This window comes from Nocardiopsis eucommiae (assembly GCF_965344335.1).
GTDB lineage: Bacteria > Actinomycetota > Actinomycetes > Streptosporangiales > Streptosporangiaceae > Nocardiopsis > Nocardiopsis eucommiae.
On sequence record NZ_CBDRIY010000008.1, the window covers coordinates 18,586 to 43,881 of the forward strand.

The window sequence follows — 25,296 nt, forward strand, 5'->3', positions numbered from 1 at the left end:
ACGAGTACACACTGTCTCTCATTTTGGGAACAAGGGGTCTCATTCGGCCTCTCCCCCGGAACCTGATCCCCATCCCCCGATCCGGGGCAACCGCACGCGGACCAGCCGCTAATGTGCAGGGTATGGCCGTCTCCACATCTTCCTCAGCCTCCTCAGCCGTGTCCGTCATCCGCTCCGACGTGGACCGCGAACTCTCCTCCTTCTGCGCCTCGCACCGCGAACGGCTCCTGGAGATCGGGGAGGAACTGGCACCGGCCATGGACTCCCTGGAGGTCATGGTCTCCGCGGGCAAGCGCCTGCGGCCCACCTTCGCCTACTGGGGATGGCGGGGCGCGGGCGGCGCCGACCGAGACGACCGCATGGTGCGCGCCGCCGCCTCCCTGGAGTTCCTCCAGGCGTGCGCACTGGTCCACGACGACGTGATCGACAACAGCGACACGCGGCGCGGACGGCCCGCCACGCACAGGCGCATGGCCGCACTCCACGCCGACCACGGCTGGAACGGTGACAGCGACGGCTTCGGCGAGGGGGCCGCGATCCTCATCGGTGACCTCTGTCTGGCCTGGTCCGACGAGATGTACCAGGCCAGCGGCTTCTCCCCGGACACGCTCCAGGCCGGGAGGCGCCCCTTCGACGCGATGCGCACGGAGGTGATGGCCGGACAGTACCTGGACACCCTGGAGCAGGTCCGGGGCACCGCCACCCGTGAGGCCGCCCTGCGCGTGATGCGCTACAAGTCGGCCAAGTACACGGTGGAGCGTCCGCTGCACCTGGGCGCCGCGCTGGCCGGGCGCCACGAGGAGCTGGCCGGGGTCTACACGGACTACGGCATTCCCCTGGGCATCGCCTTCCAGCTCCGCGACGACGTGCTCGGGGTCTTCGGTGACCCCTCCACCACGGGCAAGCCCGCCGGTGACGACCTGCGCGAGGGCAAGCGGACCCTGGTCGTGGCCGAGACCCTGGCCCGGTCCGGCGCGGCCGACGCCGAGCGCTTCGGGAACCTGCTGGGCACGCCCGACCTCGGTGTGGACGCCGTGGAGTGGATGTGCGCCCTGATCGAGTCCTCGGGGGCGCTGGCCACCTGCGAGTCGATGGTCTCCGAGTACGCCGACCGGGCGCTGACCGCCCTGGAGAGCCCCGAGGTGGACGCGGAGGCCCGTGGCCCGCTCGGTGACCTGGTGGTGGCCGCGACGCGACGCTCGCACTGAGCCCGCACCGGCCCGGGTCCGGCCGACCCGTTCCGACGCTCACCCCCGAAGCCCCTAGGGGTCTCCCCTGGCGACTTCGGGGGTTTTCTCCTACCTGAATCCCGTTGCGCGCTCTGTCTGGTTCCGGGTTGAATCGGAGAACACGATACATCTCGATACCGGAGTCCTCCCTTGTCCAGACAGACCCCCGTGCTCGGGCCGACCGGCACCACGGACCGGGCCCTCGCGCCCGACCTCGCACGCGGTTTCATGCTGTTGTTCATCGCGCTGGCCAACTCGGTCTGGTACCTCTGGGCGTCCCCGAGCGACGGCCTGACCGTGCACCCCGCCCCCGAGGGCGCCCTGGACTCGGTCGCCCAGTTCTTCACGGTCATGGCCGTGGACATGCGCAGCTACCCGATGTTCGCGTTCCTCTTCGGCTACGGCATGATGCAGCTGGCCCGGCGGCAGGAGGCGGCCGGGGCCGACGTGAGGAGCGTGAACGCCCTGCTGCGCCGCCGCAACCTGTGGCTGGTCGTCTTCGGTTTCGTCCACGCCCTGCTCCTGTGGATGGGCGACATCCTCGGTGCCTACGGTGTGGCCGGACTGGTCCTGGGCTGGCTGTTCTTCCGCCGCAGGGACGTGACCCTGGTCGTGTGGAGCGCGGTGCTGACCTTCCTGATGGCGGTGGGCAGCGCGCTCAGCCTCCTGGCCCTGCCCTTCGTGAGTGAGTCCGACGGTGGCGCGGGCGGCCTCGACATGAACGAGATGGCGGGCAACATCGGTGACCCGTCCGTTCTCTCGGCCGCCACGGACCGGCTGCTGAACTGGCCGCTGGTCAGCATCGGACAGGGGCTGCTCGGCCTGGTCGTGCCCACCGCGATCCTGCTCGGCTTCTGGGCCGCGCGCCGCCGTTTCCTGGAGGAGCCCGGCTCGCACCTGCGGACACTGCGCCGGGTGGCCGTGGTGGGGATCGGCGTCGGCTGGGTCGGAGGCCTCCCCGAGGCCCTGGCGCAGGTCGGTGTCCTCGACCTCACCGGGGACCAGGGGCTGATGCTCACCTTCCCGCACATGCTGACCGGCCTCTTCGGCGGTCTCGGGTACGTCGCCCTGATCGCGCTGGTCGCACACCGGCTCCAGGAGCGCGGCCGGACCGGAGGGGTCGTGGTGACCGCCCTGACCGCCACCGGCAAGCGTTCCATGAGCGCCTACCTGGCGCAGTCCGTGCTCTGCGCGCCGATCCTGGCCGCGTGGGGCCTGGGGCTGGCCGCGTACATGTCCTCGTGGACGATGTTCCTGTACGCGGTGGCGGTGTGGCTGGTCACGGTGGCGGGCGCCTACGCGCTGGAACGCGCGGGGCGGCGGGGACCGGCCGAGGTCCTGCTGCGCAGGCTGTCGTACCGGCGTCCGTCCACGGCGGTCACGGCGCCCGCCGGACCGCCCGCGGCCGACGAGCACCAAGAGCGCACCAGCCCCTGACCGGGGGGCGCAAAAACGGGCGCGCCGATCAGCGGCCGGTGGCCGGTCGTACCCCAGGATGGGTTTCCATGGGCGACGATCACATGACAAACCACACCATAGGGGTGACCGGGGCCACCGGTGCGCTGGGCGGGCGGGTGGCCGCCCGGATCGCGCGGCTCGGGTTGGCGCAGCGCCTCATCGTGCGCGACATCAACCGGGCGCCGGAGTACCCGGAGAGCAGCGCGGCGATGGCGGTCTACGAGGACACGGCCGCCTTCGAGAAGGCCTGCCGCGGCGTGGACACGCTCTTCCTGGTCTCGGCCACCGAGTCCGAGGACCGGGTGGAGGCGCACCTGAGCGCCGTGGACGGCGCGGTCAGCGCCGGGGTGTCGAGGATCGTGTACCTGTCGTTCCTCGGCGCGGGTCCGGCGTCCACGTTCACGTTCGCCCGCACGCACTTCTACACGGAGGCGCACATCCGGTCCACCGGTGTCTCGCACACGTTCCTGAGACCGAGCCTGTACCTGAACCTGCTGCCGCGCTGGGTGGACGAGCAGGGCGTGGTGCGCGGCCCCGCCGGTGAGGGCAGGATCGCGTGGGTCTCGCGCGACGACGTGGCGGACGTGGCCACGGCGGTGCTGACCGACCCGGCGGTGGTGGCGGCCTCGAAGGAGGCGACCTACGACGTGACCGGACCCGAGGCGCTGTCGGTGGGCGCGACCGTGGAGAAGCTGGGCCGGTTGACCGGCCGGAGCGTCCGGTACGTGCCCGAGACCTGGCAGGAGGCCCTGGAATCGCGCCGCCCGAGCGGGGCCGCGGAGTGGGAGATCGAGGGCTGGGCCTCCTCGTACGCGGCGATCGCCGCCGGGGAGATGGACGTGGTCTCGCCGGTCGTGCCCGACCTGACCGGCCATCCGGCTCAGTCGATCGAGGGCTTCCTGCGCCGTCACCCGAGCGCCCTCTCCCACGTCGCGGTCTGACCGCCCCTCCCCCACCGCCGTGCCCCGTGCGCGGCGGTTTCCCCTTTCCTGACGGTCCCGAGACGGCCCTTGACCTCAATATTGGTTGAGGAACAATGCTTGGTCCTGCGAGGGAGGAACCCCGCACGAGGAGAGTGGTGGACATGCGCGCGGTTCGAGTCGACGAGTTCGGCGGCCCCGAGGTCCTGGTGGCCCGGGAGCTCCCCGACCCCGAACCCGGCCCCGGCGAGGTGCTGGTCGAGGTCGGGGCGGCGAACGTGATCTACCTCGACACCTTGATCCGCGGCGGCGCGGCCCGCGACCACTTCCCCCAGACCCCGCCCTACGTGCCCGGGGGCAGCGTGGTGGGCCGGGTCGCGGAGGTCGGGCCCAGCACGGACCCCGCCTGGATCGGCGTCCGCGTCCTCACCCGCACCGACGACGGCGGATACGCCGACCGCGTCGCGGTTCCGGCGGAGGGCCTGGTACGGGTTCCCGGGGAGCTGCGCCCCCTCGACGCCCTGGCGCTCATGGTCGACGGCGCGACCGCGATGATGCTGGAGCGGGCCGCGCGCTTCACCCCGGACACCTGGGTCCTGGTCCTGGCCGCCACCGGCGGCGCGGGCAGCCTGGTCGTGCAGCTCGCCCGGCTCGCGGGAGCACGGGTGATCGGCGCGGCCCGGGGCCCGGAGAAGCTGGCGCTGGCACGGTCCCTGGGCGCGGAGGAGGTCGTGGACTACGCGGAGCCGGACTGGTGCGACCGGGTGCTCGAAGTCACCGGTGACACGGGGGCCGACGTGGTGATCGACGGGGCCGGCGGTGCGCTGGGGTCGGCGTCCTTCAGGGCGGTGGCCGACGGAGGCCGGTTCCTCAGCTACGGGACGGCCGGAGGCTCCTTCGCGGAGATCGACGCGCGGGAGGCCGCCCGGCGCGGGATCACCACCCTGGGCCTGGACGCGATGCGGGCTCGGTCGGGCACGGACCGGAGCGACCTGACCCGTCTGGCCCTGGAGGAGGCACGGGCCGGACACCTGCGCCCCCACGTGGGTCTGACCCTGCCGTTGGAGCGGGCCGCCGAGGCGCACGCCGCCCTGGAGGGCCGCCGTGTGCTGGGCAAGGTGCTCCTGGTCCCCTAGGAACTCCGGGGACCGCGCTCGACGTGGTCGGGTCTGCGCGGCCTCACATCCGGGCCCTCAGCACGTCGACCTCACACCCCGGCGCGAACGGGTCGAAGCCGTGCTCGACCAGCCAACGCACCCCCAGGAGGGCGCGCGACGACCACCACGCGCGGACCACGTCGAGGTCGACGTCGGCGCCGTAACCGGCGGCGACCTCCGCCAGGTGCCCCTGGTTCCCGAGCGTCAGGGTGGCGAGGTCGAAGAGGGGGTCGCCAGCGCCCGCCTCGGACCAGTCGATGACGCCGGTGACCTCGTCGCCCTCGACGAAGACGTGCTCCCTCTGGAGGTCCCCGTGCGTGAAAACCGGGGTGTAGGGGCGGATCGCGGCCTCGGCCACCCGGCGGTTACGGGCGACCAGGTCGGCGGGCAGGACACCGTTGGTCACGAGGAGTTCGCACTCCCGGTCGAGCTCCGCCGCCCACTCGCCGGGGTCCCGGCGGCGTCGACCGGGCCAGGGAGGTGGCGGAGCCTCGTGCAGTCTCCGGACGGCGGCGCCCACCGCGGTCCAGGCCGCCGACGAGGCGGTCGACGGCTCGCCCAGACGGCCCAGGGCCGTCCCCGGGAGCGCGGCGATCGCGAGCACGGGCGGCCTGCGCCAGAGGACCTCCGGGGTCGGGACCGGCGCGAGGGACATCGCCTCGACCTCGACGTCGACACGCGCCTGGTCGGCGTCCACCTTCAGGAACACGTCACCGACGCGCAGTGTCGCGCGCTCGGAGTGGGCGACGACGACCTCGACCTCATCCATGGTGGACCAGTATCCCCGGGACGGCCGTCGAGGTCACCGGGTTTTCGCGACGGTCAGGCGTCGCCGCGCCGTGCGGTCAGGCGGGCCCGGAGCGCGCTGGCCGCCGCTCGCGGATCCTCGGCCTCGGTGACGGCGCGCACCACGACCACGCGGGTGGCCCCGGCGTCCAGCACCCGGTCCACGTTCTCCAGGTCGATGCCGCCGATCGCGAACCAGGGCCGGTCGGTGCCGAGCGCGGCCGCGCGCTCCACCAGTTCGAGTCCGGCCGCCGGGCGGCCCGGCTTGGTCGGGGTCGCCCAGGTCGGGCCCACGCAGAAGTAGTCGCTCCCGGGCTCCTCCGCCGAACGGGCGGCGGCCTCGGGGTCGTTGTTGGAGCGGCCGACCAGCGGGTCGGCGCCGATGATGTCGCGGGCCAGGGGAACCGGCAGGTCGCGCTGGCCCAGGTGCAGGACGTCGGCGCGTACCGCGCGGGCGATGTCGGCGCGGTCGTTGACGGCGAGCAGGGCCCCGTGGCGCTCGCACGCCTCCCTCAGGACCTCCAGGGCGGCCAGTTCCTGGCGGGCCTCCAAGCCCTTGTCCCGGAGCTGGATGATGTCCACGCCTCCGGCCAGGGCGGCGTCCGCGAACTCCGCGAGATCACCGCTCTCGGTCCGGGCGTCGGTGCACAGGTACAGAAGGGATGCGTCCAGGCGCTCGCGCAGGCTGGTTCCGTGGCTCGTCCTCACGCGCCCCACCCTAACCAACGGCCCGGGGGACGTCACCGGGGTGGTGCGTCCCCGGGCCGTGGACGGCTCAGAAGGCCATGCCCTGGGCCCGCCGACGGACCTCGGTGCCCCGGTTCTCCCGCATGGCCTGGATCGGCGTGCCCGGCAGGGTGTCGTCCGGGGTGAACAGCCAACGCAGGGCCTCCTCGGTGGAGAAACCGGCGTCGGTCAGCAGCACGATGGTGCCCGGCAGACCCTTGACCAGGTCCGGGCCGTCCAGGAAGGCGGCGGGGATGCAGAGTTCGCCACCGCGCACCACGCCCATGAGGCGGTTCTCGCGGATGAGCGTCTTGATGCGGTTGGGGCTCACGCCCAGCGGCGCGGCCGCCTCACGCAGGGTCAGCCATTCGCCGACGAGTTCGTCGAGTTCACGATCGCTTTGTGTCACCCACCCAATCTGCCACACCCGGCCGGGCTCCGGAGACCATCGCCCCGCCCCCGGACGCCCCGCCTGGGAGATCCCCGCCACGACCGCCCTGGACGGGTTGTCCTAGGATGAGGGCGAGGACATGTCCCGCGGGAGCCGGGTGGACCCGGCTGAGAGGGAGGCTCACCGCCTCCGACCGCACGAACCTGATCCGGGTCATTCCGGCGAAGGGAGTGGAACACGGCGCCGTGCGCAGCAACGAGGTTCCCCCACAGAAGACGATTCATCCCACCAATGCGGTGGTCGTGGTCGGCGGCGGCGTCATCGGCCGGGTCACCGCTTGGCGGGCCGCCCAGCGCGGCCTGTCCGTGACCCTGGTCGAGCCCGACCCCGTCACGGCGCCCTCCGACGCCCGCGCCTCCTCGACCGTCGCGGCGGGCATGCTCACCCCCGCGACCGAGGCGGTCTTCGGCGAGGAGGAGCTCATGGAGCTCGGGGTGCGCTCGGCGCGCCTCTACGACGACTTCGTCGCCGAACTCCAGGAGGCCAGCGGGATCGACGTCGGCCACCGCCGCACCGGGACGCTGCTGGTCGCCTTCGACCGCGACGACCTCGCGGTCCTCACCGACCTCCACGCGCTCCAACAGCGCCTGGGCGTCCCCACCCAGCGGCTCACCAGCCGCGAGTGCCGACGCCTCGAACCCACGCTCGCTCCGGGCGTGCGCGGTGGCGTGCTGGCCCCCGAGGACCACTCCGTGAACCCGCGCGCGCTGCTCCTGGCCCTGGCGCGGGCCGGGGAGCGGGCGGGCGTTCGCGAGGTCCCCGGGTACGCGGAGGAGATCACCTCCCCCGGGGCTGACGGCGCGCGCCTGGGCGTACGCCTGGCCGACGGGACCGCACTGCCCGCCGCGCAGGTGGTGCTCGCCGCCGGATGCTGGGGCGACCGGGTACGGGTGCCCGAACCGGTGGTTCCGCCGCTGCGCCCGGTCAAGGGGCAGCTGCTGCGCGCCCGGGTGCCCGCCGGGGAACCGCCGCTGGTCACGCGCACCGTGCGCGGCCTGGTGCGCGGGTTCCCCGTCTACCTGGTACCCCGGGCCGACGGCGAGGTGATCGTCGGCGCCACCCAGGAGGAGCTGGGCCACGACACCTCCCTGACGGTCGGCGGGCTCTGGCAGGTCCTGCGGGACGCGCGCGAGCTCGTCCCGGGGGTGAGCGAGCTGGAGGTCGTCGAGACCTGCGTGGGGCTGCGGCCGGGTTCCCCCGACAACGAACCCCTCCTGGGGCCCACACGGGTCCCGGGACTGCACCTGGCCGCCGGACACTTTCGGCACGGGGTCCTGCTGGCCCCGGTGACCGGGGAGGTCATGGCCGAGGCACTCACCACCGGCGCGCTGCCCCCGTACGCGCGCCGGTTCTCAGCCAGCAGACGGACGTGGGAGTAGCAGTGGAACTGATCATCAACGGACAGGCCCGGGACAGCGAGGCGACCACCGTGGACGGGGTCGTGCGCGACCTCACCGACGCCGGGGACGGCGCCGTCCCCGGCGGGATCGCCGTCGCGGTCAACGACGAGGTGGTGCGACGCACCGCCTGGACGGACACCGAGCTCTCCGCGGGCGACCGCGTGGACGTGCTCACCGCCGTACAGGGAGGCTGAACCATGACACAGACGTCCGAGTCCGTGACCGTCGCGGCACACGTGTCGGAGGACCCGCTGGTCATCGCGGGGGTCTCCTTCGGGTCCCGACTCATCACCGGCACCGGCGGGGCGCCCTCGCTGGAGGTCCTGGAGGACGCCCTCCTGGCGTCGGGAACCGAACTCACCACCGTGGCCATGCGCCGGATCACCCCGGGCACCCAGGGGTCGGTGTGGGACGTCCTGGAGCGCAACCGCATCCGCCCGCTGCCCAACACCGCCGGGTGCTTCACCGCCGTGGACGCCGTGCGCACCGCGAGGCTCGGCCGTGAGGCCCTGGGCACCGACTGGGTGAAGCTGGAGGTGGTCGCCGACGAGCACACCCTCCTGCCCGACCCGGTGGAACTACTGGACGCCGCGGAGGCGCTGGTCGACGACGGCTTCACTGTCCTGCCCTACACCAACGACGACCCGGTGCTGGCCCGTCGCCTGGAGCAGTTGGGCTGCGCCGCCGTGATGCCGCTGGCCGCGCCGATCGGTTCGGGCCTGGGCATCCGCAATCCGCACAACCTGGAGCTGATCGTCGAACAGGCCGAGGTCCCGGTGATCGTGGACGCGGGCATCGGGACGGCGAGCGACGCCGCCCTGGCGATGGAGCTCGGGTGCGACGCGGTGTTGTTGGCCACGGCCGTGACACGCGCCCGGGAGCCGGTGCGGATGGCGGCGGCGATGCGCGACGCCGTGCGCGCCGGTCGCGGTGCGCGGCTGGCCGGACGCATCCCGGTCCGCCGCCACGCCAGGGCCTCCAGCCCCGACGTGGTCTGAGTCCGCCGGGAGGACTCCGGTGCGGTGGTCCGGGGCTCCGGACCTGGGACGATCACCCGTTCCGGCACACCGCGCGAACCCCCGGTGACGACACGCGAACGGACCGTTACCGACGGGTTTGGTCCCGTCCCCTACCGTGGGAGGGTGCGCGTGCCGCGCGACGGCACCGCACCCTCAGACCGCCCAGGCGCGAACGCCCCGAACCGACCCTCCGGTCGGGCTCCACGACGGTGGACACGGGGGCCGTCGCGACCGTGAACCGCGGGGCAGACCTGACACCGGCTTCCGCTATCGTGTCGGATCGACACCAGGTGTCGGGTACGCGCCACCGGCCGCGAACGCCCGCGCTCCCCGCAGCAAGGACACAACTCCGCCGTGGACATGACGACTTCCGACCCGCTTGTAGGCGCGACGCTGGACCGTCGCTACTTCGTCGAGTCAAGGATCGCCGGTGGCGGCATGGCGACGGTCTACGTCGCCCACGACCTGAGGCTGGACCGACGCCTGGCCCTCAAGGTCATGCACCCCTCCCTGGCCCAGGACCCGACCTTCGTCCAGCGCTTCATCAACGAGGCGCACTCGGTCGCCAAGCTCTCCCACCCCAACGTCGTGCAGGTCTTCGACCAGGGTGAGGACCAGGGACACGTCTTCCTCGCCATGGAGTACGTCCCGGGCCAGACCCTGCGCGACATCCTCAAGGCACACGGACGACTGGCTCCGAAGCAGGCCCTGAACTTCATGGCCTCGGTGCTGGCCGCGCTGGGGGCCGCCCACCAGGCCGGGATGGTGCACCGCGACGTCAAGCCCGAGAACGTCCTGATCAGCAAGGACGGCCGGGTCAAGGTGGCCGACTTCGGTCTGGCCCGCGCGGTGGAACAGTCCAACCAGGGCCTGACCCGCACCGGCACGCTCATGGGCACGGCCGCCTACCTGGCGCCCGAGCAGATCGAGAAGGGCACCGCCGACGCGCGCAGCGACGTGTACGCGGCCGGGATCATGCTCTACGAACTGCTCACCGGCGGCCAGCCGCACACCGGCGAGACCCCGATCGCGATCGCCTACCAGCACGTGACCGAGGACGTTCCGCGCCCCTCCCACTTCCTGCCGAACCTGCCGCCCGAGGTGGACGGCCTGGTCACCAAGGCCACCGAGCGCGACCCCCGGTACCGTCCGAGCAACGCGGGCCAGTACCTGGCCAAGGTCCTGGAGGTCCTGCGGACCCTGCCGGACCCGACGCCGGGCTCGGCCGCGCCGTTGGCCCCCGTGGCCCCGCAGGCCAACGCGGCGGCCACCATGACCGCGCCCCAGCTGATCGCGGGCGGCGCCGGTCCGGGCACCGAGAACGCCACGATGGTCGTCGACATGAACGGCGCCGACCTGGGCGGGGGCGACTACGACGACGATGACTACCCCGGACGGGGCGGGTCGTGGTTCTCGCGCAACCGCCTCCTGGTGGTCGGCGCGCTCGTGACGGCGCTGGTCGTGGGTGTGGCGGGCTGGTGGTTCCTGCTCGGCCGCTACGAGGCCGTCCCCGACGTGATCGGGCTGTCCCCCGAGGCCGCCAGCGAGCAGATCCGGGGCGCCGGACTGGTCGTGGAGCTCTCCGACGACCGGGTGTACAGCGACGACGCCGCCGCCGGCGAGGTCGGTGAGACCGACCCCGAGGTGGACTCGCGGCTCTCCCCCGGTGACACGGTGACGGTGTTCCTGTCCAAGGGCCCGCAGAACGTGTCCATGCCCGACCTCGTGGGCGACGACGTCGCCAACGCGCTCAAGGCGCTGGAGGACCTCGGCTTCGACGACGAGAGCATCGTCCAGGAGGAGCAGGACTCCCCGGACAACGACCCCGGCGAGGTGCTGGCCACCAGCCCCGAGGCGGGTGCGGACGCCGACCGCGAGGGGACGGTGACCATCACCGTCAGCAGCGGGATCCCCGTGCCGAGCCTGGCCGGGGAGAAGCGTGAGGACGCCGAGAAGACCCTCGACGAGCTGGGCCTGTCGGCCGAGATCGTCGAGGAGGAGAGCGAGAACATCGACAAGGGCCTGGTGATCAGCCAGACTCCCGACACCGGCACCAACGTCGGTCCCGGGGCGTCCGTCACGCTGACGGTGTCCAGCGGACCGCCCGAGGTCGACGTCCCGGACGTGGTGGGCGACTCCGTCCGCGACGCCCGCAAGGAACTGGAGGACGCCGGGTTCGACGTCGAGGTCGAGCGGATCTTCGGCGGCCGTGTGGTGGCGCACCAGTCGCACACCGGGACCGCGCCCGAGGGCACCAAGATCAAGCTCACCGCCACCCCCGGCGGGATCGACCTGGGCGACCTCGACGAGGACGAGGACGACTGACCGGACTCCGCGCCGCCGCGCGCCCCCCGGATGACCGCCGCCCCCTGCCCTTTCCGGAAGGGGGCGGCGGTCAGGGCGTGTACCCGCCGGACACGCCCGAGTAGTGTCTGCGGCATGAGCGGTGACGAGATCCGGGTGATGGTCGTGGACGACCACCCCATGTGGCGTGACGCGGTGGCACGGGACCTGGCCGAGGCCGGACTCCGCGTGGTGGGGACGGCGGGCGACGGCGCCAAGGCGCTGCGGATCGCTCCCGCGATCCGGCCCACCCTGGCCGTGGTGGACCTGCACCTGCCCGACACCAACGGCGTGGAGCTGACCGCCGCCCTGGTGGCGCTGCCCGAGCCCCCACGGGTACTGGTGCTCTCGGCCAGCGGCGAGAGCGACGACGTGCTGGCGGCGGTCAAGGCCGGGGCCACCGGCTACCTGGTGAAGTCGGCCGGGCGCGAGGAGCTCCTGGACGCCGTCCGCCGGGTGCACACCGGTGAGGCCGTCTACACCCCCGGTCTGGCCGGACTGGTGCTCGGTGAGTACCGGCGGCTGTCCGCCGAGGAGGACCGCGCGGCCGACGGCCGGGAGCGGGCTCCCGAGCTGACCCCGCGTGAGACCGAGGTGCTGCGGCTGGTGGCCAAGGGGCTGGCCTACAAGCAGATCGCCCGCCGCCTCACGATCTCCCACCGCACGGTCCAGAACCACGTCCAGAACACCCTGACCAAACTGCACCTGCACAACCGGGTGGAGCTGGTGCGCTACGCCATCGACCAGGGCCTGGACGAATGACCCCGTGACGCGGCGACGGCCGGAACGCGGGGTTTCGGATGCCGTGCAAGGAGCGGGGTTGGCCTGGGCCACCCCCGCCCACTATGGTCTAGACCATAGGGCGCCAGCGCCCGGAACACCCACCAACGTCGAGGAGAATTCGTATGCGAGTCGGGGTGCTGACCGGTGGTGGAGACTGCCCTGGTCTGAACGCGGTCATCCGCGCCGTGGTCCGCAAGGGCATCAAGGACTACGGGTACGAGTTCGTCGGCTTCCGGGACGGCTGGCGCGGCCCCCTGGAGGGCGACACCATGCCCCTGGACATCGCCGCCGTACGCGGAATCCTCCCCCGTGGCGGCACGATCCTCGGCTCCTCCCGCACCAACCTCATGAAGATCGAGGGCGGCGTCGAGCGGGTCAAGGACAACATGGCCGGACTGGGCGTGGACGCTCTGGTCGCTATCGGCGGCGAGGACACCCTGGGTGTCGCCCGCCAGCTGCACGACCGCGGCGTGAACGTGGTCGGCGTGCCCAAGACCATCGACAACGACCTCAACGCCACGGACTACACGTTCGGGTTCGACACGGCGGTCAACATCGCCATGGAGGCGATCGACCGCCTGCACACCACGGCGGAGTCGCACCACCGCGCCCTGGTGGTGGAGGTCATGGGCCGCCACGCCGGGTGGATCGCCCTGCACTCGGGCATGGCCGCGGGCGCCAACGTCATCCTCATCCCCGAGCGCCCCTTCGACATGGACGTGGTCGTCAAGCACGTCGAGAGCCGCTTCGAGACCCAGTACGCGCCCATCATCGTGGTCGCGGAGGGCGCCCACCCCAAGGCGGGGCAGCTGGAGCTGGCCACCGGTGAGACGGACTCCTTCGGCCACGTGCGCCTGGGCGGCATCGGTCAGAACCTGGCCGAGGAGATCGAGCGGCGCACCGGCAAGGAGGCCCGTTCGGTCGTACTGGGCCACGTCCAGCGCGGCGGCACCCCCACCGCCTTCGACCGCGTGCTCGCCACCCGCCTGGGCGTGAACGCCATCGAGGCCGTGCACGACAAGTCCTTCGGCAAGATGGTCGGCCTCCAGGGCACCGACATCGTGCGGGTGGACCTGGCCGAGGCCACCGACACCCTCAAGACCGTGCCCGCGGAGCGCTACGAGGAGGCCGAGGTCTTCTTCGGCTAGGCGCCCGCACCGCGTACCGGGCCCCTCCCCCGCTTCGGGGAGGGGCCCGGCCGTGTCCGGAGTCTCATCCGAGGACCGTGTACTCCGGGAATGGACCGAGCGGTCCGGGGATTGTTCGATACTGGAAGGCATCGTTCCGTCCCCAAGCCCAGGCATCACCCTCCGGAGGTAGCACCATGTCCGCGTCGCTGGAGTCCGCGCCGCTCCCCGTAACCGAGGTCGGAGCCGACGCCGGGCTCGGCGAGCTCTGCGTGCTCATGAAGCTCGGCGAGATCGTTCTCAAGGGCTCCAACCGCAAGCTGTTCGAGCGCCGCCTGCACAACAACATCAGGTCCTCCGTGCGCGACCTGGGCGACATCCGCCTCTCCCAGCGCGGCGCGGGCGTGATCATCGTGCGCAAGCCCGGGGCCTCCGACCTGGAGATCGCGGAGATCGCGGACCGCATGGCCAACGTCATGGGCGTGGTCTGGGTGCACCTGGTCCGTCGCGTGGCCAAGGACCTGGACGCCATCACCGACATCGGCGTGCGCTCCCTGGCGGGCCGCGAGGGCACCTTCGCGGTGCGCGCCCGGCGCCGTGACAAGCGGTTCGAGATGAACTCCGGTGAGCTGGCCGGGTACCTCGGTTCCAAGATCATCGAGGCGCACGGCTACAAGGTGAACCTCAAGCGTCCCGACAACACCCTCCACGTCGAGGTCGACAAGGACGAGGCGTTCGTCTTCACCGACGGCGTCCCCGGCCAGGGCGGTCTGCCCGCCGGGATGAGCGGGCGGGGCCTGGTGCTGATGTCCGGCGGCATCGACTCCCCCGTCGCCGCCCACCGGATGATCCGGCGCGGGCTCAAGGTGGACTTCCTGCACTTCTCCGGGATGCCCTTCACCGGACCCGAGTCCATCTACAAGGCCTACAGCCTGGTCCGCCAGCTGGACCGCTACCAGGTGGGCTCGCGCCTGTTCGTGGTCCCCTTCGGCAAGGCCCAGCAGCAGCTGAAGAGCTCCGGTATCGAGCGGCTCCAGATCGTGGCCCAGCGGCGCCTGATGCTCAAGACCGCCGAGGCCCTGGCCGACGACCTCAAGGCGGAGTGCCTGATCACGGGGGACGCCCTGGGCCAGGTCTCCAGCCAGACGATGACCAACCTCACCGCCCTGGACGACGCGGTGGACCTGCCGATCCTGCGGCCCCTCATCGGCATGGACAAGACCGAGATCATGGACCAGGCCCGGAGGATCGGGACGCTGGCCATCTCGGAGCTGCCGGACGAGGACTGCTGCACGATGCTGACGCCGCGTCAGGTCGAGACCGCCGCGAAGATCGGTGACCTGCGGCAGATCGAGAAGCGCCTGGACGCCGAGGAGCTGGCCGAGCACCTGGTGACCACCGCTCAGCTGCACCGCCCCAGCTTCCTGGGCGAGGCCGCGCCCGCGCAGGTCGCGCCCTCCGCCGCCAAGGCCGTGACCCCGGCCGTGTAGGACCGACGGGCCCTCGGGCCCGGCGACGGTACGTGCCCCGGACGCTCGTGAGCGTCCGGGGCACGGTCGTGTCACCCCTGGACCCGTGGCTCAGGGGGCGCGGTTCAGCTGCCGGCGAGTTCGCGCGCGGGCACGGGGGTGAGGGTGCGGCCGCTCAGGGTGGCCAGGGTGCCCGCCAGGTCCCGCAGCTCCGCCAGGTCCTCCTCCAGCAGCGCCTGGGGGCCGTCGCAGAGCGCGGTCTCCGGGCTCGGGTGCACGTCCACGATGACACCGTCGGCGCCGATCGCGATGGCCGCGCGGGAGAGCGGCAGGACCAGGTCGCGCTTGCCGCCGGAGTGCGACGGGTCCACGATCACCGGCAGGTGCGTGAGGCTCTGCGCGACCGGGACGGCGCTGATGTCCAGGGTGTTGCGGGTGGCTTTCTCGAAGGTGCGGATACCGCGCTCGCACAGGACGATGTCGAGGTTGCCGCGCTGGGCGACGTACTCGGCGGCCATCAACCACTCCTCGATGGTGGCGCTCATGCCGCGCTTGAGCAGGACCGGCTTCCCGGCGTCCCCGACCGCCTGGAGCAGGGCGAAGTTCTGCATGTTGCGGGTGCCCACCTGGAGCATGTCCGCGTACGAGGCGACCAGCTCGACGTCGGCGGCGTCCACGACCTCGGTGACGATCGGCAGACCGGTCTTCTCGCGCACGTCGGCGAGGATCTTCAGGCCCTCCTCACCCAGCCCCTGGAAGGCGTACGGGGAGGTGCGGGGCTTGTAGGCTCCGCCGCGCAGGAGCGCCGCCCCGGCGGCCCTGGCCATGAGGGCGGCCTCCAGGGTCTGCTCGGGGGTCTCGACCGCGCAGGGCCCGGCGATGACGGTCATGTTGTCGCCGCCGATCGGGACACCGCGCACGCTGACCACGGTGCGGCTGTCGTGGTTCTCGCGGCTGACGAGCTTGTACGGCGCCGAGATGCGCAGTACGTCGCTCACACCGGGCTTGGCGGCCAGGCCGAGGTCCTGGAAGCGCTCGACGTCGCCGACCAGGCCGATGATGGTGCGGCTGACGCCGCGTGTCACGTACGCCTCGCCTCCGGCGGAGGTGACCAGCTCGACGAGGGCGTCGATGTTGTCGGCGGTGGCGCCCGGCGCCATAACGATGACCATGTGGTTGTCCCTGTGTGTTTGGGTGGCTGAGCCGCGCGGCTGTCACGCCGGGGCCGGGGGCTTCGACCCCGGGCGAAAACAAAGGAGCCCCGGGCCGTTACCGGCCCGGGGCTCCTGGAAGATCGTCTGTGTCAGCGCAGCGCTTCACAGGCGACCGGGGAGATGGGCCGGTAGCCATAAAAGCGCCAAAAGTTCTGCTGCATGGCAGCGACTATAGCGCAAGGTGAGCACTCCCCCACACAACCGGGGGGAGTGACGTGGCTCTCGCGGGCGCCTGGCAGGATGACAGGACGCCGTCGTCCGCCCCGGCACGGGGGGACGTACCGGGGGCCGCGGGGCCGGAGCGAAGGGACGGGGGAACGGGTTGTCCGAGGGCGACGAGGCCGGGGACACGGGCGGGGACCAGCGACCACGGCTGCCTCCGGGCCAGGCGGTCCGGTACGAGCACAGGCCCCTCCACTACGGCCGGGTGCCGACCTTCCGACCGCAGCGGTGGGACTTCCGCGTCTTCGGCGCGACCGAGTCGCTGGGCACCTACCGGTGGACCTGGGAGGAGTTCGGCGCCCTGCCCCGCAGGGACGTCGTCCGCGACTTCCACTGCGTGATGCGGTTCAGCGTTCCCGACGTCCCCTGGGGCGGGGTTCCGGCCGCCGACCTCGTCCACCTCGCCCCGCCCTCCCCCGAGGTCACGCACGTGATGGCCTGGGGGGAGTACGGATACAGCGCCAACCTGCGGGTGGACGACTTCCTCGACGACGGGGTACTGCTCGCCACGCACCGCGACGGCGTGCCCCTCGCCCCGGAGCACGGCTTCCCCGTGCGCCTGGTGGTGCCCCACCTGTACGGCTGGAAGAGCGTGAAGTGGCTGCGGTCCGTGGAGTACATGGTGGGTGATCGCCGGGGGTTCTGGGAGGAGCGCGGCTACCACAACCGGGCCGACCCGTGGAACGAGGAGCGCTTCTCCCACCAGGAGGACCCCGGGGCAGGGCCCCCGCTCCGCTGACCCCGGTCCGCCGGCGGACCCGGTCCGCCGGAGGGGTCAGTCCCGGGGGACGGACATCTCGATCTCGGTGCCCTCCCCTGGCTCCGAGTACAGCTCCGTGGTGCCACCGAGGTCGCGGATCCGGCCGACGACCGACTGCGCGACGCCGAGGCGGCCCTCGTCACGGGCCCGTTCCAGGCGCCCGGGCGGGATGCCGGGGCCGTCGTCGCGCACGGTCACGGTGACCGCGTGGCCCTCGTCCTCCAGCAGGACCCAGGCCCTGGTCCCGGGCGGGCAGTGCCGCTCCACGTTGTCGAGGGCGGCGGACGCGGCGGCGGCGAGTTCGGCGGCGGTGTCCCCGGGCAGGAGCACCGGGGTGGCGGGCGCCGAGACCGAGACGCGCACGGACTCCAGACGGCGCAGGGCCTCCCGCAGGTCGGCGGGGGCGCCCGGGGCGGCCTCGGTCCCGGGCCCCGAGGGCACGGACGCCGCCGCGTCCAGGCCGTCGGTGAGCAGGGACCGCAGCCGCACCTCCTGCTCACCGGCCATCCGGCCCAGCTCGGCGGCCTGGCCTCCGATCTCGTCGCCACGGCGGCGCACGAGCGCCAGGACCTGGAGGACGGAGTCGTGGATGGAACGGGCGAGCTGTTCGCGTTCCCGGATGCGCGCCTCCATGGTCACCGCCCGGGCGAAGCGCTCCTCGGCCTGCTCCGCGACCCGTGCCATGTAGCCCACGGCCAGGCAGGCCAGCAGGAGCAGCGCCACACCCCGCACGGTGGCGGCGGTCACGTTGGCGTCCATCAGAAGGCGCAGGGTGATGTCCGCTCCGCCGTAGGCGAGGGCGACCGTGGCGGCTCCGCGTCGCCCCCAGATGACGCTGGCCGACAGGGCGGCCCCCGCGAACCAGTAGGAACTCAGCGGCGGCGCCTGGGTGAGGTAGTGGGGGGCGGCCGCCAGCCCCGTGGCGAACATGCAGCCGAAGGCCACGGCGAGGTCGGCCACCAGCAGGCGCGAGGTGCGCCAGGCCGGACGCGCGTAGGCGTAGGTCGTCACCACGGTCCAGGCGGCCATGACGACCAGCACCGCCCAGGCGACCCAGGGTCTGGACAGGTACGCGTGGTGCTGGGCGAGCGGCACCACGGCGTAGACCAGAGCGACGGCGCGGAACAGGGCGATGGTGCGCCAGAGGGGGACGTCGAAGCCCAGGGGTCAGACCACCGCCCCGTTGTCGGGACCGTTGTCACCGGGGGGCCGCGAGTCGGTCATCCGCAGGATGAGCACGACGAAGCTGGTCAGGAAGGCCGCGACGGCCAGGAACATGATCCCGTTGGGCAGCGTGAACCCCAGGAAGGCGGCCCCGAAGAGCAGCACCGGACCGCCCAGGAGGCCGATCCAGGCCGCGATGCCCACCCGGTCGCCCTGGAGCAGGGGTGGTGGCGGCGGGGGCTCGTAGTGGCCCTCCATCTCCGCCTCGGCGCGGCGTCGGTCCTCCCCGCGGGACTCCTCGTCGTCGTCCTCGCCCGGGTCCCGGGGCAGGTTGGCGAGGATGTCCCCGAGCCGGGTCTGGTGCTCGTCCGGGGCGCTGAGGTTCTCGACGTCGGGCCAGGCGACCCGGCCGCGCTGTTCACTGGTGCCCTCGGTGTCGTCGTAGAAACGCGCGACCAGGTCGTTCCAGACGTCGTCCTCGTCCTTGGGGCGCCTCCTCGGCGCCTCGGGCTCGATGTCGGCCGGGGGTCCGTCGAGCAGGTCGCCGCCGACGGGCGTGTCGTTGCCCTCGTGCGCGGCGGTGGGTTCCTGGCTCTCCTCGCCCTCGGCCTCAGGTCTGGTCTCGACACGGGGGGCCAGCAGGTCCGGCCCGGCGTCCCGGTCGCTCAGGTCGGGCAGTTCGGAGCCGAGCACGCGCTCGGCGGCGCCCCGCTCCTCGGCGTCGACGTAGAGGTGGTCGGTGGGCGGGTCCTCCGTCTGGCCACCGGAGGGTTCCAGGACGTCCTCGGCCAGGGGGACCGCGTAGGCGGCGATCCCGCTGCGCCGCAGCGCCTCCAGCATGAGGTCCGCGTGGGAGGGCGCGAGCAGGATCAGCGGAACGTAGGCGTCGGCGAGCAGGCCGTTGCCCCGACGTTGCGTCATCGGTCGGATCCTTCCCCGCTTCTCCCGCGCTCGCGTACGAACGCGAGGCTTCCTTCGAAGATGGTGGCGGCGTCGTGGTCGAGGGTCGCGACGTGGTAGCTGTCGTGGAGCAGGTGGATCGTCAGTCGCGTGTTCACCGCTCTCCTGGCGAGGATACGCAGACTGTCCGGTCCGACGACGTGGTCCTGGGGGCTCCGGTAGGCCAGAACCGGCGCCCGCAAACCGGACATGCCGCCCTGAACCGCGCGCCACAGCTTCGGGAGTGTCGCGGCGGCGGCGGTGGGCACCCGGTCGTACCCGCCCTCGGAGGCGGTCTCGATGGCGACGTCGCTGGACAGGCCCGGGGTGGAGGGCATCAGGCGCGCCGCCAGGTGGCGGATCGGCGCGATCACCGGGAGCCTGCGGTCCTCCACGGTCAGGGAGGGGTTGACCACGACCACACCGCGAACGATGTCGGGGTGTTCCTGGGCCAGGCGCAGGGTGAGGGCCCCGCCCATGGACAGGCCCATGACGTACACCTCGTCACACCGGTCGGCGAGGTCGAGCAGGGCCGACTCCACCGCCGCGTACCAGTCGTCGCTGGTGGTGGTGGCCATGTCCTGCCAGGTGGTCCCGTGCCCGGGCAGGCGCGGGAGTTCGACGGTCAGCCCCGCCTCGGCCAGGTACTCCGCCCAGGGGCGCATCGAGTACGGCGACCCGGTGAACCCGTGGCAGAGCAGGACTCCGACGCCCGAACCCGTGTGACTGAAGGGGTCCGCCCCCGGGATCAGGGGGATGGCGCTGGTCGGTCTCACAGGTCTGCTCCCGGGATCGTTCGGCGGGGAACCGGCTGGGACGGCGGCCCCAGCCGTGAGGCTAGTCGCTCGGGCGAGCGTTTGTCATCGAGTGAACGGTAGCGTTCTCCTGCCCGAACTCCGGGAGCGCCCGGCGTGTTCCCGGGTGCCGAGGGCGGACCTGCCGCGACGCCCACACCGGTCGTGAGTATCCTCGACAGTGCCCCCGCGGCGCGTCCCCTCCCGACCCGCGACGAACGGCACGGGTCCGTTCCGGATGCTTTTGGTGGAGACCCGCACGTGGTGGGAAGATGACCTCCGTCAGTCTCCCCGTGTTCGCGGCGGAGGCGTTCCGGACAATGTCAGCCGAGCGGGACAGTGAGACGTGGCAGGCCCTGCCCAGTGCTCCCCGCGTATGCAGGGGTGATCTGAAGCGATGTTCTACTGGGTGGTCAAGGCGATCCTGGGGCCGATCCTGGCCGTGTTGTGGCAACCCCGCGCGGAGGGCGTGGAGAACGTGCCCCGGCGTGGTCCGGCCGTCATGGTCAGCAACCACCTGTCGTTCTCCGACCACTTCTTCGGTCCGCTGCCGCTGCCGCGCAAGATCACCTTCCTCGCCAAGGCCGAGTACTTCACCGGCACCGGCGTGAAGGGGTTCCTCAGCCGGGCCTTCTTCACCGGTGTGGGCCAGATCCCCATCGACCGCTCCGGCGGCAAGGCGAGCGAGGCGGCCCTGCGCACCGGGCTGCGCGTCCTCAAGCGCGGCGACCTGCTGGGCATCTATCCCGAGGGCACCCGTTCCCCTGACGGCAAGCTCTACCGGGGCCGCACCGGGGTGGCGCGGCTCGCTCTGGAGGCCAGGGCCCCCGTCGTGCCGATGGCGATGATCAACCTGGAGAAGATCATGCCCCCCGGGCGCACCGTCCCCAAGCTGGGTGTGCGCCCCAAGGTCGTCTTCGGCAAGCCGCTCGACTTCTCCCGGTACTACGGGATGGAGAAGGACCAGCGGGTCCTGCGGGCGATCACCGACGAGATCATGTACGCCCTCATGGAGCTCTCCGGCCAGGAGTACGTGGACCGCTACGCCCAGGCGGTCAAGGCCGAGATCGAGGCGGAGGAGAAGGAGGCCAGACGCGAGCAGCAGGCCAGCGCCAAGGACGAGCGCCGGACCCGCCGCGCCGAGCGAAGGTCCGACCGCCAGGCCCGCAGGGAGGCCAGGCGCGAGGAGAAGCGCGCACGGAAGGCCTCCGACCGCGCCGACGCCGAGCAGGCCGAGACGCCGCCGAGCGACGCGGGGTAGCGTCGGACGGCCGAAGGGGGCGGACACCGGGTGTTCCCGGTGGCCGCCCCCTTCTCGTCGGTCCTCAGTGCCGGGCGAGGTCGCCCGCGCCGACGATGCCCGCCTCGCCGCCGAGCTCGGCGACGCGCACCTCGGCAAGGCGGCGGCCGGGGCGACCGGAGACGTGTCGCGCGAAGGAGGCGCGGACCGGGTCGAGCAGGATGTCGCCCGCGTCGGAGACCCCGCCGCCGAGGACGAAGCACTCGGGGTCCAGGATCGCGGCCAGGTCGGCCAGGCCGAGCCCGGCCCAGTCCCCCACGATCCGGAAGCACTCCAGGGCGGCCGGGTCGCCCTCCATGGCGGCGCGGGTGATGACCTCGCCCTCGATCCGCTCCACGAGGCCGTCGGCGAGCTTGAGCATGCGCTCGCCCCTCTCGGGGTCGGTACGGGCCAGGTCCTGCCCCTCGGCCACCAGGGCCCGACCGCTGGCGTACTGCTCCCAGCAGCCGTGGTTGCCGCAGGCGCAGCGGCGGCCGTGCGGGACCATGCGGTAGTGGCCGACCTCGGCGGCGACTCCGTGGCGGCCCCGGTGCAGGGCGCCGCCGAGGACCAGTCCGCCGCCGATCCCGGTGCCCAGGGTCACGCAGACGATGTGGTCGCTGCCCCGCCCCGCGCCGAAGCGGGCCTCGGCCCAGGCGGCGGCGTTGGCGTCGTTCTCGACGACCACGGGCAGGTCGACGTGGCGCCGCACACGCTCCTTGAGGGGTTCGTCGAGCAGACCCAGGTTGACGGCGACCTGGACGGTGGCGCGGTCCTCGTCGACGAATCCGGCCACCCCCACGCCCACCGCGCCGACCTCGCGTTCGGGCCGACGCTCGCGGAGCTCCCGCACCGCCCGTCCGACGACCTCGGCCAGACCGTCGGGGTCGTGGGACGGAGTGGGGTACTTGACCTTGTCCAGGATCTGCCCGTCGTGGTCGACGACACCGGCGGCGACCTTGGTCCCGCCGATGTCTACGCCAATGGTCAGCATGGGGGCAGCTCCTTCTACTTACGCCCGAACTCTGACATAAGTCTCAAGGTTCATGGCAGATGGTTTTCAAATGGTGTAAACCATTCGATTAAACCAGGCTCAGGCGTCGCCGCACACCCCGAGAGCGACCACTGTCCGGTTCGCCCCGATCCCCCACTGTGACCCGCGAGTCCGCCGCGCCCTACCCGCTCTCACCAGGCCTGGAAGCCTCGTCCGCACCCTCCGGCGACTCACGGTGGGCGCGCGCGTCCCGCTCACGGTCGTCGCGCTCACGCCTCTCCCGCTCCTCGCGTGCCCGCGCGGCCTCCTCCCGCCCCTGCTCGAAGGAGCGCTCCATCACTCCCCAGGTGCGCCCGACGGCGTCCGCGAAGGACAGCCCGGCCCGCCCGAGGTGCCCCGCGACCTCCGGGGCGCTCTTGCGCACGATCTCCACGAACTCCTCCAGCGGGGGGCGCTGCTCCCGCGTCTCCACGCGGATCGCCTCCTCCCACACGTCGGCCTTGGCCGGGGGGTGGGTGACCGCGCTGACCCCGCGTTTGACCCCGGCGACCAGGAGCTTGCGCTGGAGGCCGTCCACGAGGCGCAGGGCGTCGTCGATGAGGTCGGGGCCGTCGGCGCTTCCGCCGCCCGTCCGCTCCGAGCGCCCGGTGTTGTTCTCGGTCATGTCCGTGAGCCTCCTGTAGGTGCGTCTGGCATCACGGTAACCGCCCCGCCCCGGGGTCGACAGGCGCCCCGGGGGAGGTTCAGGGAAGAGCCAGGGGCGCCCGGGGGTCACGCCCGGGGATGACCCCGGGGCCGCGTCACGTTGTGGAGACCGGGAGGACACACGCGGACCCGCGGGCACCGAGGAGGGCGAACGGTCGTCCGTTTCGAGGGGATTCGACGCGAACCTCACCGGATGTGCGCGAGGAACCCGCCGCGCGGTAGTCTCGGCTCCGCGCGAGCACCCACCGGGATCACCCGCTTGACCTGCGCACTCCCGGACGGCCCGACGAGAGGCGACCGCCCTCCCACAGGCGCGGTCACGCCGACAACACCACAGGGGAAGGCCCCGACCCGACCACGCCCGGCCACCGGCGGACGCCCGACGAACAGCGGGTTCGCCCCGCGAGGCGCGTCAAGCTCGGATCACCGTTGGATACCGAACGGCAACCTGTTCTACTCACGAGTAGGATGGTGTTGTTACGGTCGTCACGTCCCCACCACCCAGAACCCGTACACGTCCAGGAGCATCACGTGCGCGAATACAGCTCTCCCGCGAAGGCTGAGATCTCCGACGACGCGCGGCTGACCGACACGCTCTTTGCGCGCGCGGCCAGCGAGCCGAACGCCGTCGCCGCCCGCCGTCAGGAGGAGGCCGGGTCCGGCCAGTGGCGCGACGTGACCGTCGAGCGCCTGCACGGCGACATCGTCGGATACGCCAAGGCCCTGATCAACGCGGGCATCGGGCAGGGCGACCGTGTCGCGCTCATGTCGCGCACCCGCTACGAGTGGACCGCGGTCGACTACGCCATCTGGTCGATCGGCGCCGTCACCGTACCGATCTACGAGACCTCCTCCGCCGAGCAGATCGAGTGGATCCTCTCCGACTCCGGCGCCAAGGCCGCGTTCGTCGAGACCGAGGACCACGCCAAGCGCGTCGAGGGCATCCGGGCCAACACCCCCGAGCTCGCCCACCTGTGGCGCTTCGACGGCGACGACCTCACGGCCCTCACCGCCACAGGCACCGACGTCTCCGACGAGGACCTCGAGACCCGCCGCACCGCGGTGGGCGCCGACGACCTCGCCACCCTCATCTACACCTCCGGCACCACCGGCCGCCCCAAGGGTTGCGAACTCACCCACCGCAACTTCCTCTTCATCGCCCACTCCGCGCTGGAGGGCCCGGCCAAGCCGATCATCCTCGGCCACGAGGGCACCCCCTCCACCCTCCTCTTCCTGCCCCTCGCGCACGTCTTCGCGCGCTTCGTGCAGGTCATGGTCATCGAGGGCAAGGCCGTCCTGGGCCACTACCCCAGCACCGGCCCGGACCTGATCGACCAGTTCTCGGTCTTCAGGCCCACCTTCCTCCTCGCGGTCCCCCGCGTGTTCGAGAAGGTCTTCACCAAGGCCCAGCAGAAGGCCGAGGGCGAGGGCAAGGGCAAGATCTTCAACGCCGCCGCCGACACCGCCATCGAGTACAGCAAGGCGCTGGCCACCGGGAACGTCCCGTTCACCCTCAAGCTCAAGCACGGCCTGTTCAAGAAGCTGGTCTACGGGAAGATCACGGACCGCCTCGGCGGCGAGGCCCACTACGCGGTCTCCGGCGGCTCCGCCCTGGGCGACCGTCTCGGGCACTTCTTCCGCGGCGTCGGCCTGACGATCATCGAGGGCTACGGCCTCACCGAGACCACCGCGCCGACCTCGGTCAACAGCCCCGGCTTCAACAAGATCGGCACCGTCGGCCAGCCCATGCCCGGCACGACCGTGCGCATCGCGGACGACGGCGAGATCCTGCTCAAGGGCGACCACATCATGGTCGGTTACTGGCAGAACGAGAAGGCCACCAAGGAGGCCTTCGAGGACGGCTTCTACCGCACCGGTGACCTCGGCTCCCTCGACGCCGACGGCTTCCTCAGCATCACCGGCCGCAAGAAGGAGATCATCGTGACCGCGGGCGGCAAGAACGTCGCCCCGGCCGTCCTGGAGGACCGCATCCGCTCCCACGCCCTGGTCAGCCAGTGCATGGTCGTGGGTGACAACCGCAAGTTCATCGCGGCCCTGGTCACCATCGACCCGGAGTCCTTCGAGCTGTGGAAGTCCGCCAACGGCAAGACCGGCGAGATCTCCGACCTCACCGCCGACGCCGACCTCAACGCAGCCATCCAGGGCGCCGTGGACGACGCCAACAAGGCCGTCTCCAAGGCCGAGGGCATCAAGAAGTTCAAGATCCTGCCCAGTGACTTCACCGAGGAGGGCGGCCAGATGACCGCCTCCCTGAAGGTCAAGCGGCACGTCGTCAGCAAGCAGTGGAGCAAGGAGATCGACGACATCTACGCGGGCTGAGCCCGACGCTCCCGTTG

23 protein-coding genes and 1 riboswitch are annotated in these 25,296 nt (G+C 72.1%); of the genes, 14 read left to right on the forward strand and 9 right to left on the reverse strand.

All coding sequences use genetic code 11. The features are described 5' to 3' along the window. Positions 1 to 122: 122 nt before the first annotated feature. The 4 genes from ACRWK8_RS06635 (at position 123) to ACRWK8_RS06650 (ending at position 4,743) form a co-directional block, all read left to right on the forward strand. Positions 123 to 1,208, forward strand: a complete 1,086-nt coding sequence (locus ACRWK8_RS06635) for a polyprenyl synthetase family protein (RefSeq protein WP_431868976.1) — start codon at positions 123 to 125, stop codon at positions 1,206 to 1,208. A gap of 171 nt (positions 1,209 to 1,379) precedes the next feature. Continuing rightward, entirely contained in the window at positions 1,380 to 2,666 is a 1,287-nt protein-coding gene (locus ACRWK8_RS06640; protein ID WP_431868978.1) for a DUF418 domain-containing protein, read from the forward strand. A 68-nt stretch (positions 2,667 to 2,734) separates the two neighbouring features. After that, complete coding sequence (locus ACRWK8_RS06645; protein WP_431868980.1) at positions 2,735 to 3,628, forward strand: SDR family oxidoreductase; 894 nt, start codon at positions 2,735 to 2,737, stop codon at positions 3,626 to 3,628. 143 nt (positions 3,629 to 3,771) lie between these two features. Then, positions 3,772 to 4,743, forward strand: coding sequence for a zinc-binding dehydrogenase (locus tag ACRWK8_RS06650; RefSeq protein WP_431868982.1), 972 nt, complete (start codon positions 3,772 to 3,774; stop codon positions 4,741 to 4,743). Between the two features lie 43 nt (positions 4,744 to 4,786). Here ACRWK8_RS06650 and ACRWK8_RS06655 read toward each other — a convergent pair whose 3' ends face one another. The 3 genes from ACRWK8_RS06655 to ACRWK8_RS06665 all read right to left on the reverse strand — a co-directional run bounded on the left by ACRWK8_RS06655 (position 4,787) and on the right by ACRWK8_RS06665 (position 6,685). Next, positions 4,787 to 5,533: a phosphotransferase family protein gene (locus tag ACRWK8_RS06655; protein ID WP_431868984.1), complete on the reverse strand. Its 747-nt coding sequence runs from the start codon at positions 5,531 to 5,533 to the stop codon at positions 4,787 to 4,789. Between the two features lie 53 nt (positions 5,534 to 5,586). Continuing rightward, positions 5,587 to 6,258, reverse strand: coding sequence for a thiamine phosphate synthase (gene thiE, locus ACRWK8_RS06660; RefSeq protein ID WP_378742520.1), 672 nt, complete (start codon positions 6,256 to 6,258; stop codon positions 5,587 to 5,589). Between the two features lie 67 nt (positions 6,259 to 6,325). Then, on the reverse strand, positions 6,326 to 6,685 hold the full coding sequence (locus tag ACRWK8_RS06665; RefSeq protein ID WP_378742522.1) for an Rv2175c family DNA-binding protein: 360 nt from the start codon (positions 6,683 to 6,685) through the stop codon (positions 6,326 to 6,328). A 118-nt stretch (positions 6,686 to 6,803) separates the two neighbouring features. Continuing rightward, positions 6,804 to 6,914: riboswitch (TPP riboswitch) on the forward strand. Here ACRWK8_RS06665 and thiO point away from each other — a divergent pair. The 7 genes from thiO (at position 6,913) to thiI (ending at position 14,889) form a co-directional block, all read left to right on the forward strand. Beyond that, positions 6,913 to 8,106 (forward strand): glycine oxidase ThiO, encoded by a 1,194-nt coding sequence (gene thiO / locus ACRWK8_RS06670; RefSeq protein ID WP_431868987.1) that lies wholly within the window; start codon positions 6,913 to 6,915, stop codon positions 8,104 to 8,106. It overlaps the preceding riboswitch by 2 nt. A gap of 2 nt (positions 8,107 to 8,108) precedes the next feature. After that, positions 8,109 to 8,321, forward strand: a complete 213-nt coding sequence (gene thiS / locus ACRWK8_RS06675) for a sulfur carrier protein ThiS (RefSeq protein ID WP_378742526.1) — start codon at positions 8,109 to 8,111, stop codon at positions 8,319 to 8,321. Between the two features lie 3 nt (positions 8,322 to 8,324). Then, entirely contained in the window at positions 8,325 to 9,125 is an 801-nt protein-coding gene (locus ACRWK8_RS06680; protein ID WP_431868989.1) for a thiazole synthase, read from the forward strand. A 375-nt stretch (positions 9,126 to 9,500) separates the two neighbouring features. Continuing rightward, positions 9,501 to 11,471 carry a Stk1 family PASTA domain-containing Ser/Thr kinase gene (pknB, locus tag ACRWK8_RS06685; protein WP_378742530.1) on the forward strand — a complete coding sequence of 657 codons (1,971 nt, stop codon included), beginning with the start codon at positions 9,501 to 9,503 and terminating at the stop codon, positions 11,469 to 11,471. Positions 11,472 to 11,585: 114 nt separating this feature from the next. Next, a complete protein-coding gene (locus ACRWK8_RS06690; protein WP_378742532.1) occupies positions 11,586 to 12,251 on the forward strand; it encodes a response regulator in 666 nt (221 codons plus the stop codon). Positions 12,252 to 12,394: 143 nt separating this feature from the next. Then, a complete protein-coding gene (locus ACRWK8_RS06695) occupies positions 12,395 to 13,420 on the forward strand; it encodes a 6-phosphofructokinase (protein WP_378742534.1) in 1,026 nt (341 codons plus the stop codon). A 176-nt stretch (positions 13,421 to 13,596) separates the two neighbouring features. Then, positions 13,597 to 14,889: a tRNA uracil 4-sulfurtransferase ThiI gene (thiI, locus tag ACRWK8_RS06700; protein ID WP_378742536.1), complete on the forward strand. Its 1,293-nt coding sequence runs from the start codon at positions 13,597 to 13,599 to the stop codon at positions 14,887 to 14,889. A gap of 104 nt (positions 14,890 to 14,993) precedes the next feature. On the opposite strand, the gene aroF is transcribed toward thiI, so the two are convergent. After that, the gene (gene aroF, locus ACRWK8_RS06705) at positions 14,994 to 16,040 is read right to left on the reverse strand and encodes a 3-deoxy-7-phosphoheptulonate synthase (protein WP_431868993.1); all 1,047 of its coding nucleotides are present in this window, start codon (positions 16,038 to 16,040) and stop codon (positions 14,994 to 14,996) included. Positions 16,041 to 16,404: 364 nt separating this feature from the next. Between aroF and ACRWK8_RS06710 the strand changes: the two genes are divergently transcribed. After that, positions 16,405 to 17,043 (forward strand): molybdopterin-dependent oxidoreductase, encoded by a 639-nt coding sequence (locus ACRWK8_RS06710; protein ID WP_378742540.1) that lies wholly within the window; start codon positions 16,405 to 16,407, stop codon positions 17,041 to 17,043. A gap of 36 nt (positions 17,044 to 17,079) precedes the next feature. On the opposite strand, the gene macS is transcribed toward ACRWK8_RS06710, so the two are convergent. The 3 genes from macS to ACRWK8_RS06725 all read right to left on the reverse strand — a co-directional run bounded on the left by macS (position 17,080) and on the right by ACRWK8_RS06725 (position 19,943). Beyond that, positions 17,080 to 18,162, reverse strand: a complete 1,083-nt coding sequence (macS, locus tag ACRWK8_RS06715; protein WP_431868995.1) for a MacS family sensor histidine kinase — start codon at positions 18,160 to 18,162, stop codon at positions 17,080 to 17,082. A 69-nt stretch (positions 18,163 to 18,231) separates the two neighbouring features. Beyond that, positions 18,232 to 19,149 (reverse strand): hypothetical protein, encoded by a 918-nt coding sequence (locus tag ACRWK8_RS06720; RefSeq protein ID WP_378742544.1) that lies wholly within the window; start codon positions 19,147 to 19,149, stop codon positions 18,232 to 18,234. Further along, positions 19,146 to 19,943, reverse strand: coding sequence for an alpha/beta hydrolase (locus ACRWK8_RS06725; RefSeq protein ID WP_431868997.1), 798 nt, complete (start codon positions 19,941 to 19,943; stop codon positions 19,146 to 19,148). The genes ACRWK8_RS06720 and ACRWK8_RS06725 overlap by 4 nt, the downstream gene beginning before the upstream one ends. A gap of 415 nt (positions 19,944 to 20,358) precedes the next feature. Between ACRWK8_RS06725 and ACRWK8_RS06730 the strand changes: the two genes are divergently transcribed. Next, on the forward strand, positions 20,359 to 21,222 hold the full coding sequence (locus tag ACRWK8_RS06730; RefSeq protein ID WP_378742548.1) for a lysophospholipid acyltransferase family protein: 864 nt from the start codon (positions 20,359 to 20,361) through the stop codon (positions 21,220 to 21,222). Between the two features lie 64 nt (positions 21,223 to 21,286). Here the strand turns inward: ACRWK8_RS06730 and ACRWK8_RS06735 are convergent, their stop codons facing one another. Together ACRWK8_RS06735 and ACRWK8_RS06740 are read right to left on the reverse strand one after the other, a co-directional pair. Next, entirely contained in the window at positions 21,287 to 22,234 is a 948-nt protein-coding gene (locus ACRWK8_RS06735) for an ROK family glucokinase (protein WP_378742550.1), read from the reverse strand. A gap of 181 nt (positions 22,235 to 22,415) precedes the next feature. Then, positions 22,416 to 22,898, reverse strand: coding sequence for a hypothetical protein (locus tag ACRWK8_RS06740; protein WP_378742552.1), 483 nt, complete (start codon positions 22,896 to 22,898; stop codon positions 22,416 to 22,418). Between the two features lie 572 nt (positions 22,899 to 23,470). Here ACRWK8_RS06740 and ACRWK8_RS06745 point away from each other — a divergent pair. Next, positions 23,471 to 25,279 (forward strand): AMP-dependent synthetase/ligase, encoded by a 1,809-nt coding sequence (locus ACRWK8_RS06745; protein WP_378742554.1) that lies wholly within the window; start codon positions 23,471 to 23,473, stop codon positions 25,277 to 25,279. Positions 25,280 to 25,296 lie beyond the last annotated feature (17 nt).